This window comes from Candidatus Palauibacter soopunensis, from assembly GCF_947581735.1.
GTDB lineage: Bacteria > Gemmatimonadota > Gemmatimonadetes > Palauibacterales > Palauibacteraceae > Palauibacter > Palauibacter soopunensis.
In genome coordinates, this window is record NZ_CANPVT010000038.1 from 28008 (window position 1) to 40937 (window position 12930).

General features: G+C 70.5%; 13 protein-coding genes. 9 read left to right on the top strand and 4 right to left on the bottom strand.

From position 1 onward, the window contains the following. Positions 1-2 precede the first annotated feature (2 nt). Genes RN901_RS10365 through RN901_RS10375 form a run of 3 tightly spaced genes read left to right on the top strand, consistent with a single transcriptional unit; the run spans position 3 to position 3039 of the window. Complete coding sequence (locus tag RN901_RS10365) at positions 3-1433, top strand: NfeD family protein (RefSeq protein ID WP_310758206.1); 1431 nt, start codon at positions 3-5, stop codon at positions 1431-1433. Positions 1434-1435: 2 nt separating this feature from the next. Further along, a complete protein-coding gene (floA, locus tag RN901_RS10370) occupies positions 1436-2422 on the top strand; it encodes a flotillin-like protein FloA (protein ID WP_310758207.1) in 987 nt (328 codons plus the stop codon). Continuing rightward, the gene (locus RN901_RS10375) at positions 2422-3039 is read left to right on the top strand and encodes a hypothetical protein (protein ID WP_310758208.1); all 618 of its coding nucleotides are present in this window, start codon (positions 2422-2424) and stop codon (positions 3037-3039) included. Before floA ends, RN901_RS10375 begins: the two co-directional genes overlap by 1 nt. A gap of 24 nt (positions 3040-3063) precedes the next feature. Here RN901_RS10375 and RN901_RS10380 read toward each other — a convergent pair whose 3' ends face one another. From RN901_RS10380 to RN901_RS10390, 3 genes are read right to left on the bottom strand one after another with little or no spacing between them, the layout of a single operon-like run. Continuing rightward, entirely contained in the window at positions 3064-3828 is a 765-nt protein-coding gene (locus RN901_RS10380) for a VOC family protein (RefSeq protein ID WP_310758209.1), read from the bottom strand. Between the two features lie 29 nt (positions 3829-3857). Then, entirely contained in the window at positions 3858-4154 is a 297-nt protein-coding gene (locus tag RN901_RS10385; RefSeq protein WP_310758210.1) for a hypothetical protein, read from the bottom strand. Then, positions 4151-4921 carry an SURF1 family protein gene (locus tag RN901_RS10390; RefSeq protein WP_310758211.1) on the bottom strand — a complete coding sequence of 257 codons (771 nt, stop codon included), beginning with the start codon at positions 4919-4921 and terminating at the stop codon, positions 4151-4153. Before RN901_RS10390 ends, RN901_RS10385 begins: the two co-directional genes overlap by 4 nt. Positions 4922-4954: 33 nt before the next feature. Here RN901_RS10390 and RN901_RS10395 point away from each other — a divergent pair, with 33 nt between their 5' ends. From RN901_RS10395 to RN901_RS10420, 6 genes are all read left to right on the top strand, one after another. Further along, complete coding sequence (locus RN901_RS10395; RefSeq protein ID WP_310758212.1) at positions 4955-6607, top strand: 4-coumarate--CoA ligase family protein; 1653 nt, start codon at positions 4955-4957, stop codon at positions 6605-6607. Next, complete coding sequence (locus tag RN901_RS10400) at positions 6604-7074, top strand: PaaI family thioesterase (RefSeq protein WP_310758213.1); 471 nt, start codon at positions 6604-6606, stop codon at positions 7072-7074. The genes RN901_RS10395 and RN901_RS10400 overlap by 4 nt, the downstream gene beginning before the upstream one ends. Beyond that, complete coding sequence (locus RN901_RS10405; RefSeq protein ID WP_310758214.1) at positions 7061-9019, top strand: amidase family protein; 1959 nt, start codon at positions 7061-7063, stop codon at positions 9017-9019. The genes RN901_RS10400 and RN901_RS10405 overlap by 14 nt, the downstream gene beginning before the upstream one ends. 201 nt (positions 9020-9220) lie before the next feature. Then, positions 9221-10027: a hypothetical protein gene (locus tag RN901_RS10410; protein ID WP_310758215.1), complete on the top strand. Its 807-nt coding sequence runs from the start codon at positions 9221-9223 to the stop codon at positions 10025-10027. A 161-nt stretch (positions 10028-10188) separates the two neighbouring features. Continuing rightward, entirely contained in the window at positions 10189-10575 is a 387-nt protein-coding gene (locus RN901_RS10415) for a BlaI/MecI/CopY family transcriptional regulator (RefSeq protein WP_310758216.1), read from the top strand. Then, on the top strand, positions 10572-11738 hold the full coding sequence (locus RN901_RS10420; protein ID WP_310758217.1) for a M56 family metallopeptidase: 1167 nt from the start codon (positions 10572-10574) through the stop codon (positions 11736-11738). The genes RN901_RS10415 and RN901_RS10420 overlap by 4 nt, the downstream gene beginning before the upstream one ends. Here RN901_RS10420 and RN901_RS10425 read toward each other — a convergent pair. Beyond that, positions 11700-12923 (bottom strand): FAD-binding oxidoreductase, encoded by a 1224-nt coding sequence (locus tag RN901_RS10425; RefSeq protein ID WP_310758218.1) that lies wholly within the window; start codon positions 12921-12923, stop codon positions 11700-11702. The genes RN901_RS10420 and RN901_RS10425 overlap by 39 nt on opposite strands. Positions 12924-12930: the final 7 nt, after the last annotated feature.

Consider the following 12930-nt stretch of genomic DNA (forward strand, 5'->3'; position numbering starts at 1 on the left):
GAATGAAATCGGGCATCACGGGGCTGCCGGCGCCGGTGCTTGCCCTCGGGCTGGCCGTCGTGGCGGTGTCCGCGTCGGACGGGCCCGTGCCGCCGGGACTCGGCACTGTCTTCACGCCAGCCTCGCGGGTCGAGCAGTCCGCGCAGTCCGCGGCCACGGTCGTTCGGGTGCCGATCTCCGGCACGATCGAACTCGGCGTGGCCCCGTTCGTGGCGCGTGCGCTCTCGGAAGCCGCGGAGTCCGGGGCGCCCGCCGTGATCATCGAACTCGACACGCCCGGGGGCCGGGTCGACGCGGCGTGGAAGATCATCGACGACCTGCGCGACGCGGAGGTCCCGACCTACGCCTACGTGAACCGTCGCGCCCTTTCGGCGGGCGCGATGATCGCGCTCGCGACGGACCGGATCTACATGCGGCCGGGCTCCACCATCGGCGCGGCCACCCCTGTCACCGGCGAGGGCGAGAAGGCTCCGGAGAAGATGGTGAGCGCGATGCGCTCCGAGTTCCGCGCGCTGGCCGAGGAGCGGGGGCTCGATCCGCTGGTCGCGGAGGCGATGGTGGACGAGAGCATCGAGGTCCCCGGCGTGAGCGAAGCCGGCAGGCTGCTCACCCTCACGACGGATGAGGCCACCGCGCTCGGCGTCGCGGACGCCGAGGTCCGTGACCTCATCGAACTCCTCGAGGTCATGCGGCTTCCGGCCGCCCCGGTGCGGGAAGTCCAGCCCAACTGGGCAGAAGCGATCGTCCGCTTCCTCACGAACCCGGCGGTCGCGCCTCTCCTCCTGAGCCTGGGCTTCCTCGGACTCATCGTGGAGGTGCGGACGCCGAGTTTCGGCGTGGCGGGCGCGGTGGGACTCGCCTCGCTGGCCGCGTTCTTCGGCGCGCACCACCTCGTCCACCTCGCCGGCATCGAGGAGATCCTCCTCTTCGGCGCGGGCGCCGTGCTCATCGCGCTTGAAGTCCTCGTCATCCCCGGCTTCGGGGTCGCCGGCATCCTGGGGACGGCGGCGATACTCGGGGCGGCCGTGATGGGCATGGTCGGCCAGGTCCCGACCTTCGACCAGGTGTTCAACGCGGCCGGGCTCGTCTCGCTCTCGATCATCCTTGTGGGGGTCGCGACGTGGGCCCTCGTGCGGCACCTGCCGCGCAGCAACCGCTTCTCCGGACTCTTCCTCCGTGACTCGACGAGCCGCGAGACGGGATATCTCTCCGTGCCGCCGCGCGAGGATCTGGTCGGAGAACGCGGCGTCACGTCCACCGACCTGCGGCCCACGGGGGTCGCGATCGTCAACGATGAACGCATTCATGTCGTGACCGAGGGTCCCTGGCTCGAGGCCGGGACCCCCATACGCGTGCTCGAGGTCGCGAGCGGGCGAGTGCTCGTGCGCCGCGCCAAGGAGCCGTCCGAATCCGAAACCGGGAACGAGGTCTGAATATGCTGCAGGATCTTGCGGGAAGCGGGATCATCCTTCTCATCGCCGTCGCGCTCGGCCTCCTCATTCTGTCGTGGATCGTGCCGATCCGACTGTGGGTTACGGCGATCGCGTCGGGGGTCCGGGTGGGCCTCGGCAGCCTGGTGGGGATGCGCCTGAGGAAGATCCCTCCGCCGCGGATCGTCTATCCGCTCATCAGCTCCTACAAGGCGGGGCTTCCGCTCCACACGAACGAACTGGAATCGCATTTCCTCGCGGGCGGCGACGTGGAGCGGGTCGTGAACGCGCTCATCTCGGCGGACAAGGCGCAGATCGAACTGCCGTTCCGGCAGGCGGCCGCGATCGACCTCGCGGGACGGGACGTGCTCGACGCGGTACAGGTCTCCGTCAACCCGCGCGTCATCCAGACGCCGAAGGTCGCCGCCATGGCGAAGGACGGGATCCAGCTCATCGCGACGGCGCGCGTGACGGTGCGGGCCAACATCAACCGCCTCGTCGGCGGGGCGGGGGAGGAGACGATCCTCGCGCGCGTCGGCGAAGGGATCGTGTCCACGATCGGGTCGGCTTCGTCCCACAAGGCCGTGCTCGAGAACCCGGACAACATCTCGAAGACCGTGCTCGCGAAGGGGCTCGACTCCGGGACCGCGTTCGAGATCCTCTCCATCGACATCGCCGACGTCGACGTGGGGAAGAACATCGGCGCCGAACTGCAGACGGACCAGGCGGAAGCGGACAAGCGGATCGCGCAGGCGAAGGCCGAGGAGCGGCGGGCCATGGCGGTCGCGTCGGAGCAGGAGAACCGGGCGCTCGTCGAGCAGATGCAGGCCGAAGTCGTGAAGGCCGAGGCGGAGGTCCCCCTCGCGATGGCCGAGGCGTTCCGCGAGGGCAACCTCGGCATCATGGACTACATGAAGTACCGCAACATCCAGAGCGATACGCAGATGCGCAGATCGATCGCGAAGCCGCCGGAAGGCGATAAGGACGCCTGATGCCCGATCTCGAGGGGGCGCTGCCCCTCATCCTGCTGATGATCTTCCTCTGGGTGCGCAGCATCGGCGCCGCGATGAAGAGGAACCGGCAGCGGCAGGAACAGGCGCTCGAGCAGGCCGGGGAGACCCCCGAGTTCGAGGTCGAGCCGTCGCTCGCCGAGGTCGCCCAGCCCGCCGGAGGAGAAGCGCCGCCTCCGGCGCGGCGTCCGACCCTGCGCGACCAGTTGCGCGACATGGGCCGCCAGCTCGAGCAGCAGATGCAGCAGGCCGCGGAGGAGGGCCGGCCGGGCAGCATGGTCGGCCACGTGGACCCGGAGGAGGCCCCCGAGCCCCCTCCGTTCATCCGGCCGGCTCCGGCACCCGCTCCGCGACCGGTGACGAGTGCGCCCGCGCCGGCGGCTCCTGGGCGCGAAAGCCGGCGGCGACCGCCGCCCGGGCTCGCGGCGTCGAGTCCGCTCCGTGAACCGCAAGGGTCCGTGACGGCAAGCCGGCGTGCCTCGACTCGGCAGGGCGGTCCGCTGGAACGTCTCGAGCGCTACCCCTCGCTCGCTCGCGCTGTGATTCTGTCCGAGATCCTCGGCCGGCCGCCGGGTCTGTCCGACGACCGGGAAGTCTGAATCGGGCCGAGCAGGCCCGCCACACTACCTGCTGTGCAGGGCGAAGGCGGCTCCCTGCGGGTCGATGCCCTGCAGGATGAACTCGCCGCCGGGGACTTCCATCGGCCCCATGACGACCGACCCGCCCAGCTCCTTCACGAGTTCGGCCGAGGCGTGCACGTCGGACACGAGGATGTAGAGCCCCCAGCACGGCGGCGGCATGTCGTCGCTCCGGTTCATCATGCCGCCCAGCTCCTTGCCGTCGCGCCCGTACATCTGGTAGATGCCGGCCTCGCCCATGTCCATCGCCGTCGTCTTCTCCCAGCCGAACAGGTCGGCGTAGAACGACCAGGCCGCGTCGAGGTCGCCGGCGACCAACTCGTGCCAGGAGAACTCTCCGAGGGTGGGCGGCCCATCGTGCCCGGGCGTCTCGTCTGAAGGCTGGTAGGCCGTGAACACCGCGCCGCCGGGATCCCTGAGGACCGCGATATGGCCGACGTCGGGGATCTCCATGCGGTGGATCACGCCGCCTCCGAGCCCCTCCGCCTTTGCCACCGTCGCGTCCACATTCGGCGTCGACACGTACGGTAGCCAGTGGGCCGGGGCCCCGCCGGCGAGGGCGTCGTCCGGAAGCTGCATCACGCCGCCGATGGGGGTGCCGTTGTTGTTCCAGGTGATGTAGGGCGGGCCTTCGCCCTGCCATGTTCCGGTCTCCCAGCCGACGATCCGCCGGTAGAAATCCTGCGCGCCATCGAGGTCCGTGGTGAGAAGCTCGTACCAGCAGAAGCGGCCGAGCGGCGTGTCAGACATCGCGTGTCTCCTGTGGGTTGGACAGTGGTTCAGTCATGGTCGTCGAGGAAGGGCGATTTCTTCCTCCGCGGTTCGTAGGTCTCCCCGAAGGGCGAGGCGGGTGAAACGCCGCGATCGGCTCCCGCCTCCGGCGTCGCGGCGCCGAGTATGGACTGGAGTTCCTGCTCGCTGAGTTCGAACGGGTCGTCCCCGGCGTAGAGGGGAGGACGTACGCGGTGCGGCGTGCCCGGGTTTCCCGGCAGGGGCTCGAACCGCCATTCGGACCGGGAGGCGACGCGCACCTCCCAGCGATTCCCGTGGCGGTCGGAGAACTTTCGATGGCTCACGATCGCTTCCTTTCGGAGGGGGACTTCCGGCCGCCTGAGGAGCGGAGCAGAATCGCGGTCCCGCCCAGCCCGATGACGGCGAACGCGAACCACTGGATCGCGTAGGACAGGTGCGGGCCGGCGTCGGTCTCGAGCGCGCGGGCGGGACGCAGGACGCCGCCCGGGGGAGGGTCGTCCGCGCGCAGGACATGGGGAGAGGGGTCCAGGTCGGTCTGTTTACGGATGAGGGCCAGGTCGAGCCCCGCGATGGCGAGGTGCTGGGCTCCGGCGATCTCAGGCCGGAGCGGTTGTCCGCCGCGGCCATCCCGCGAGGACACGAAGACCCCCTCGACCTCGCTCGGCGCGCGCGCCTCCGAGGCGTCGCCGGGTGAACCCGTCCAGCCGGACGCGAGGTCGGGGCGCAGGCCGTCGGGCGCGGGCAGCCAGCCGCGCAGGACCATCACGACCGGCCCGGCGTCGCCGCCGACGAGGAACGGGGTCAGCACCTCCGCGCCGGCCCGCCCGTCCAGGGTGCGGCTGCGGAGGATGACTTCGCCGGCCCGGTCCCACCGGCCGGCGAGCCGCGCGCGGCGGCCGATGAGGCCCGCCGTATCGGGAGGCACGTCGCCGGGGCCGAGCCACTCGAGCCGCGGGGCGTCGGCGCGCTCGGCGCGCGCGCGCACCCCCGCGCTCCGTTCCCCGTGCCGGTCGAGTTGCCAGAACCCGAGGCGGACAAAAAGCGCCCCCAGGGCCAGGGCCACGGCGCACAGCAGAATCCTTCGGTTCATGGTCACGGCACACGAGTCTATCCGCTCGAGCTGGTGAACGCAGCCGCGCGCGGGTTGGCGGCCGCCTTGCCGCGCCGCCGCCGATTCGCCGATCTTCCGGCGATGATCTTCCAGAGTCCCCATCCCCCGATCACCGTGCCGGAGCAGTCGTTCTCCGATTACCTCCTGGGCTCCCTCGGGGAGCGCCGGGACAAACCCGCGTTCATCGAAGGGCCGAGCGGCCGGGTGGTGACGTACGGTCAACTCCGGGATCAGGCGCGCGCCGCTGCACGAGGCCTCGCGACCCGCGGACTGGGGCGCGGAGGCGTCGTGGCCATCTGCAGCCCGAACCTGCCCGAGTACGCGACGGCGTTCCTCGCGGCGGGCATGGCCGGCGGCTGTAACACGACGCTCAACCCTCTCAGCACGGACGACGAACTCGTCTCCCAGTTGAACGACTCCGGCGCCCGCTGGTTCATCACCGTCCCCCCGCTTCTCGAAAGGGCGCGAGCCGTCGCGGCGCGGACGGGCATCGAAGAGATCTTCGTCTTCGGCGCGGCCGAGGGCGCCACTGCCTTCGCCGACCTCATCGCGGACGGGACGAAGGACGGGTCGGATGCGGAGCCGGCGGGCATCCGGGATTCCGCCGAGGACCTCCTCACGCTCCCGTATTCGAGCGGCACGACGGGGGTTTCGAAGGGCGTGATGCTCACGCACCGGAACCTCGTCGCGAACATCGAGCAGTTCAGCGCCATCGGTCTGGTGGAACCCGACGATGTGGTGCTCGCCGTCCTCCCCTTCTTCCACATCTACGGGATGGTCGTGGTCATGAGCGGCGCCCTGAAGGCGGGCGCGACCGTCGTCACCATGCCCCGCTTCGATCTCGAGGAGTTCCTCGGGGCGATTCAGCAGTACCGGGCCACCTGTCTCTACCTCGTTCCGCCCATCGTGCTCGGCCTTGCCAAGCACCCCGCGGTCGACGACTACGACCTCTCGTCCGTGAACTGGATCATGTCCGGGGCCGCCCCGCTGGGAGAGGAAATCGCCCTCGCCTGCCAGGACCGGATCGGGTGCCGCGTGTTCCAGGGCTACGGCCTCACGGAGGCGAGTCCCGTGACCCACGTCTGTTTCGGGGAGAGCGTCGATGCGGACAAGATCGGGACGATCGGGCCGACGATCCCGAGCACGGAGATGATGATCGTCGATCTCGAATCCGGCGAAGCGCTGGGACCCGGCGGGGAAGGGGAGGTGTGGGTCCGCGGCCCGCAGGTGATGAAGGGATATCTCGGGAATCCCGAGGCCACCGCGGCCACGGTCGATGCCGAGGGCTGGCTCCACACCGGGGATGTGGGGCGCGCGGACGAGGACGGATATGTGACGATCGTCGACCGGGCCAAGGAACTCATCAAGTACAAGGGTTACCAGGTGGCCCCCGCCGAGCTCGAGGATCTTCTCCTCTCCCATCCGGCCGTGGCCGACGTCGCCGTCATTCCGGTGGCGGACGAGGAAGCCGGAGAGATCCCGAAGGCGTGCGTCGTGCGGGCGGGGGACGTGAGCGGCGAGGAGATCATGCGGTACGTGGCGGAGCGGGTGGCGCCGCAGAAGAAGGTGCGCGCGGTGGAGTTCCTGGAGGAGATTCCGAAGTCGGCGTCGGGCAAGATCCTGCGGCGGTTCCTGGTGGCGCGCGAGCGGGCCGCGTCATCGTGAGCGAGGCGCTGCAGGAAAGGTACGCCCCCGAGTCGATCTGTTTCGGCTGCGGCCCGGCGAACCCGGAGGGGCTTCGGTTGCGCAGCTTCCCCGCGACGGGCGACGGCTACGAGGTGGAGGCCGAATGGACGCCCGGGCCGAATCACCGGGCGTTCCCGGGAATGATCAATGGAGGGATCATCGGGGCCCTGCTCGACTGCCAGGGCAACTGGTGCGCCGCCTGGTACTTCATGCGGACGCGCGGCCTGGACCATCCGCCCGTCACCGTGACGGCCGAATACACGGTCCGGCTGCGGAAGCCGACACCCTCCGACGCGCCGGTGCAACTCCGAGCGCGGGTCGCCGAGGCGGGCGAGCGCAAGGTCGTGGTCGAAGCCGATCTGCTTTCCGGAGGCGAGTGCACGGCCACCTGCTCGGGGACGTTCGTGGCGATCGGAGAAAGGCACCCGGCACATGGAAGCCGCTAACGTTCCCGTCGTCCGCCCCCTCATCGTCCGCCGCCTCGTCGCGTGGGGGCTCGTGTTCGCGGGGGGCGGCTCCTCGGCGGCACGGCTCTCTGCCCAGGCCGCGGACGCCGCCGGGTCGGCGCCGTTCGAGGTGACGGAGGCGTCGATCCCCGAGCTTCAGGCGGCGCTCGAGTCGGGTCGGGTGACGTCCGTGGATCTCGTCGACGCATACCTCGCCCGGATCGCGGCCTATGACCGGGCGGGGCCGGCGCTCAACGCGATCATCCGCCTCCATCCCACGGCGAGGGAACAGGCGCGGCGGCTCGACGCGGAGCGCGCGTCGGGGCGGGTGCGGGGGCCGCTGCACGGGATCCCCATCCTCCTCAAGGACAACTACGACACCTTCGACATGCCCACGGCCGGGTCGACCGTCGCGCTCGCGGGGTGGACGCCGCCGGACGACGCCTTCCAGGTGCGGAAGCTGCGCGAGGCGGGGGCGATCATCCTCGCCAAGACGAACATGCACGAGCTGGCGGCGGGGATCACGAGCATCAGTTCGCTCGGCGGACAGACGCGAAACCCCTACGACCCGGCGCGGAACCCCGGCGGTTCCTCCGGCGGGACGGGCGCCGCGGTCGCGGCGAGCTTCGGCGCCGTGGGGTGGGGGTCGGATACGTGCGGCTCGATCCGCATTCCGTCGTCGGTTCACAACCTCGTCGGGCTGCGGCCGACGAAGGGGCTGTCGAGCATCGACGGCATCATCCCCCTCTCGCACACGCAGGATACGGGCGGGCCGCTGGCACGCTCCGTCGTGGATCTCGCGATCGCCCTCGACGCGACGGTCGGCGCGGACGCGGCGGATGCGGCCACGGAGGCGATGCGCGGCCGGGAGCCGGCCGGCTTCCGCGCGGCGCTCGACGCGGGGTCGCTGGCGGGGTCGCGCATCGGGGCCTTGACGGAGTGGCTGTCGGATTCGGGCGCGGAAGCTCCGGTCACGGCGGCGGTTCGGGCCGCCCTCGACGCAATGGCTGCCGCGGGGGCGGAGATCGTCGAGGTTGAGATCCCCGAGCAGGACTCGCTGCTGGCGAACACGGGCGTGATCGGGCTCGAATTCGCCGTGGATCTCGCCGCGTACCTGGACGCGGCCGGCGGCGCGCCGGTGGCGTCGCTCGGGGAGATCGTGGAACTCGGACTGCACCACGAGCAGCTCGACGGCACCTTCCGGCGGCGCAGCGAGGCGGGCCCGCGCGACGAAGCGGCCTACGCCGAGGTGCTGGAGCGGCAGGCCGCGCTGCGGGAAGCGATCGTGGCGTTCATGGACGCGGAGCGGCTCGACGCGATCGCCTACCCGACGCTGCGGCGCGATCCGGCACGGATCGGCTCACCGCCGGTCGGGGGGACGTGCCAGCTGGCCGCGCACAGCGGGCTGCCGGCGATCAGCGTGCCCGCGGGGTTCACGCGGACCGGGATGCCGACCGGCGTCGAGCTTATCGGCCGCCCGTTCGACGATGCGCGCCTGGTCGCGTTCGCATACGCGCTCGAACGAGCGATCGAGCCGCGCCGCGCGCCCCACCGCACGCCTCCGCTCGTGGACGGCCGCGCGCCGGAACCGGTCCGGTTCAGCGTCGCCGGTGACGGCGGATGGGCCGGGCGGCCCGCCGCCCCTCGGCTCCACGGCAGCTTCAGCCTTGACCTGCCGCGCGGCACCCTCCGCTACCTCATCTCCACGTCCGCCCTCCGGCCGGCGGACGCCCACGCGATCGTGCTCCAGCGCCGGGGGAGCGGAACGCGGCCGAACGCCGTCGTGCGCCGTCTCTCCGGCCCGGGCCACGCGTCGGCCGAGGGCACCCTGACGCTGAGCGCCGCCGACCTCGACGATCTGCTCGCGGGGCGGTTCGAACTCGCGCTCTACACGGCCGACCGCCCGCGCGGCGCGGTCCGGCTCGTGCTCTCGCCGGAGGGCTGAGGGTCAAGCCCCGGCGAGGTTGAGCCCGAGACCGATCACGGTCCCTGGGGCGAGTCGGTTCCGTTTCTCCGCCATTCCGGATTCTCCTCTGCCATCTCTTGTGCGTTTCCTGGAACCTATGTAGACTACCGGAGTAGTTGACTATTACAGTAGTCAATCACGATGGATACGAACCAACAACGAGACGAGAAGGGAATTGCGATGAAGATCATGATCGTATCGCTGATGCTGCTCGGCACCGCGGGAGTAGGCGGGCCCGCGCTGGTGGGCGGCGGGGGGGACGATGCGCCCCCGGTGCAGGAGCGGCCGGAGCCGCAGGTTGTCCGGAACAGCGCGGACGCGGACGCGCTCTACGAGATGGTGAAACAGGCTCGCGCCGCGCTCCGCGAGACGCGTACGCTCGCGGGACTCAGCGCCTACCCGGCTGGCCCACAGGTTGGTCGGCCGGCAAGCCGTGAGCGCCGGGAAGTCCGCGGCGAGCACGGCGGCCGGACGGGGGGCGAGGAGGGCGGCGCCTACCTCGCGAAGATGACGAGGCAGGACGAGCTGTTCGCGAACGGCGCCCGCCTCGTCCTTCAGTTCAACCCCAACACGCAGGTCTTCGCGGGTTCGGTGACGAACACCACGGCGAACCCCCTGTCGCAGGTGCGCGTCGAGATCCACCTGGACAACGGCACGGAACTTGGGCCGACGAAGCGCGTCGACGTCGGGCCGGGTCAGACGATCCCCGTCGAACTCGGGACGTTCGGCGAAGAATTCAGTTCCTGGATCAGCCATCCGGAAGCCGGCATCGAGCGAGGCCACGGCGCCGGAAGCGAGGAGGACGGCGAAGGCCACGGCGGCGGCGAAGGCCGGGGTGAGCACGGTGGCCGCGAAGGCGGCGGCGAAGCCCGAGGCGATGGAGTCCGTCCGCAAGACGCAGCCTACCGTCCGCTGTACAACCAGCTCCGGATCCTGCGCGGCGAGATGCACGCGTTCGAGGCCGAGCTGAAGACGAGGTCACGATAGCCTCGCGCTGGTCTCCGCTGCATCCGCCGAGTGACCCACGTCATGGTTGGCACGTCAATTTCACGGCGCATCCATCGACCCCGGGAACCCTTGTCGGGATCCGGGGTCATGGGATACGACTATCTGAGTAATCGACCGGTCCCGTACGCCGGAGGGCATCCATGCAGCCGAAACGTCGACTCGGAGACCTGCAACTCGCCATCATGCGCGTGCTCTGGGAGCGCGGCGAAGCCCCCGCGATCGAGGTCCACCAGGCACTCTTCGAGGAGCGGGGGCTCGCCGTCACGACAATCAAGACGATGCTGCGCAAGCTCGAGGAGTACGGGTGTGTGAGCCACCGTTTGAACGGCCGACAGTTCATCTACCGGCCCGAGATCGCCGAGACGGACGTTCGCGAGGGGATGGTCGGCGACCTCGTGCAGCGCCTGTTCTCCGGCGACAGCACGGCGCTGGTCAACCATCTGATCCAGTCCGGCGAAGTCGACGTTGAGGATCTGGACGATCTCAGGGCTCTCGTTGAAGCGAAGCGGAAGGGGGGAGCGGGATGAACGAACTGATGGCGTGGCTCCTCGCGTTCCTCGTCCACAGCACCCTGTGGTGCGGCATCGCCTGGCTCGGTCTGCGTCTCTTCCCGAGGACCCATCCGCGTCTTCGGGAGACGATCTGGTACACGGCGCTCGCCGCGAGCCTCATCACTCCCACGGCCCGGACGTTCGCCTCGCCGGAGGCGGCGATCTGGCGGCTTCCGGCGCCCTCGTTCGTCGTCGGCGCGGAGCGACCCCACGCCGAGGGCGAACAGGGTGAACACGACCGCGCGAATGTTGTGGCGCCCATCCCCGCACGGCCGGCCGGTGAGATCCGCGGCGAAAGGGAGGCGGCCCATGGCGAAGGCGAAGCGGCTCACAGCGATGCTGCGGTCAGCCCGGCGTGGTTCCGCTCGGCCGGCGCCGCGTGGCTCCTCCTCGCGTGCGGCCTGCTTGCCTTCTACCTCCTTCGGCTGGCGATGCTCCGGCGCCGCCTCCTCCACCGCGAGCCGGTGGCGAATCCGCGAGCCTCCCGGGCGCTCGCCAGGCTCAGTCGGAGAGCGGAACTGGACTCGCCGCCGCGCCTGACGGAGTGCCACACCCTCGGTTCGCCGCTCGCGCTCGGAATGGGAACCCGTCGCGAGATTTGCGTACCGGTTCGCGCCTTCCATGAACTGGACGACGGCGAGCTTGCCGCGCTCCTCGGCCACGAAGTCGCGCACCACCGGCGCCGCGACACGATCCGACTGGGGACCCTGAACGTCCTCCAGGCGGTCTTCTTCCTTCAGCCTCTCTTTCGACTTGCGGTGCGCGAGGTACGTCTCGCCACCGAAGAGCAGTGTGATGACTGGGCGGCCAGCCAGCTCGAAGACCGTTTCGCCATGGCGAGCTGCCTGACGGAAGTGGCGGGGTGGGTGGTCCGGCGGGACCGGAGCATCCCCGTCCCCTGCATCGGCCACCGCCGCTCGCAGTTGGAGTTGCGCGTGCGACGCCTGTTGAACGAACGCGGCTCGCCGCATCCGCCCACGGTTGTCCGGCGAATGAGCGTCATCGGCCTCCTTGCGCTTGCCCCCCTGTTCGCTCCCGCGGTGGCTCCCGCCGGAGACCTGCGCCACGAAGATGGGCACGCTTCCGAGCATCACGACGAGCTAGGAGATGGATCCGACGCCGTAGGCGCCCAGGAGTAGTGCTTCTTCGCTGAAGCGCTCCCGGCGGTACGGCGCGAGGTCGATGTCGGGCGCCTCGCCGAGTAGCGATTGTGCTACGCAGCGCCCGATCGCCGGGGCCAGCTTGAACCCGTGCCCCGAGAAGCCGTAGGCGAGGTACAGGCCCGGCAAGCCGGGGGCGGGACCCAACACCGGATTCCAGTCCGGCGTGATGTCGTAGGGACCCACCCACGAACCCGTGAGCCGCGCCCCCTTGAAGGCCGGCATGCGGGCTCCGACCTGGGCTCGCTGCAGGGCGACGAGGTCCCGAGGAGCTGCGGCGGTCATTCGGTCGGGATCCGCCAGCGGGTCTCCGAAATCTCCGGTCCCCACAAGCACGACGCCGCCGTCCGCAGGTCGAAAATACATTTTGTTATCGACTGTAAGGTCTTTGACGATAGGCAGTTCAGGGCCGTACGGAGATGCGCCGCCGAACGTCAGCACCACGTGCCGCGACACCTCTAGGCGGAGGGCGTCAATGGCATCGTCCGGTAGACCGGAGCCGGCGTAGAGACCGCGGGTCCAGGGCCCCACCGCACTCACGACGCACCCGGCCTCCACCGTTCCACCGGGCGTCGCCACGCCGGTCACGCGACCCATGGACGGACCGCCAGCCGGTGCGAGGCGCAGCCGCTCCACGGGCGTGTGCTCGAACACCGCGACCCCGCGCCGCCGGGCGGCCGTCACGTACCCGCGGGTTGTGGCGACCGGGTCCGCGTAGCCGGACGCCGGTTCCCAGCCGATGGCGGCCACGCCCTCCAGTTCGAGCCAGGGATGCACCTCCAGCGCCTCCGCCCGGCCGATGGGCGACGTGTCCGCGCCCAGCTCCCGCTGCCGCGCCAGGTTGTCGGCCAGCCGGTCGGCGAACGCTCCGGGCCCCGCGAGGATGAGGTAGCCCGAGTTCACGAAGCCGCACTCCACGTCGTCTTCGCCGAGCGCCCCCCGGAAATCGCGGAACACGTCGAGACTCCGGAGCGTGAGCGCGGTGTTGCTCGCCACCGAGTAGTGGCTGCGGACGATGGCGCACGACCGGCCCGTGCCCCCGCCGCACACCTCTCCCCGGTCGAAGAGGGCGACGGAGGCGTCCGACAGCTCCGCCAGGTGGAAGGCGACGGAGGCGCCGACGACGCCTCCGCCCGCGATCACGAAGTCGTAACCGCTCCGCACCGATCGG

Excerpts from the sequence above, each read along its gene's own strand:
- floA (WP_310758207.1), top strand. The coding sequence starts at position 1,436 with ATGCTGCAGGATCTTGCGGGAAGCGGGATCATCCTTCTCATCGCCGTC.
- RN901_RS10390 (WP_310758211.1), bottom strand. The coding sequence starts at position 4,921 with ATGAACCGAAGGATTCTGCTGTGCGCCGTGGCCCTGGCCCTGGGGGCG.
- RN901_RS10410 (WP_310758215.1), top strand. The coding sequence starts at position 9,221 with ATGAAGATCATGATCGTATCGCTGATGCTGCTCGGCACCGCGGGAGTA.
- RN901_RS10420 (WP_310758217.1), top strand. The coding sequence starts at position 10,572 with ATGAACGAACTGATGGCGTGGCTCCTCGCGTTCCTCGTCCACAGCACC.
- RN901_RS10375 (WP_310758208.1), top strand. The coding sequence starts at position 2,422 with ATGCCCGATCTCGAGGGGGCGCTGCCCCTCATCCTGCTGATGATCTTC.
- RN901_RS10415 (WP_310758216.1), top strand. The coding sequence starts at position 10,189 with ATGCAGCCGAAACGTCGACTCGGAGACCTGCAACTCGCCATCATGCGC.
- RN901_RS10405 (WP_310758214.1), top strand. The coding sequence starts at position 7,061 with ATGGAAGCCGCTAACGTTCCCGTCGTCCGCCCCCTCATCGTCCGCCGC.
- RN901_RS10365 (WP_310758206.1), top strand. The coding sequence starts at position 3 with ATGAAATCGGGCATCACGGGGCTGCCGGCGCCGGTGCTTGCCCTCGGG.
- RN901_RS10380 (WP_310758209.1), bottom strand. The coding sequence starts at position 3,828 with ATGTCTGACACGCCGCTCGGCCGCTTCTGCTGGTACGAGCTTCTCACC.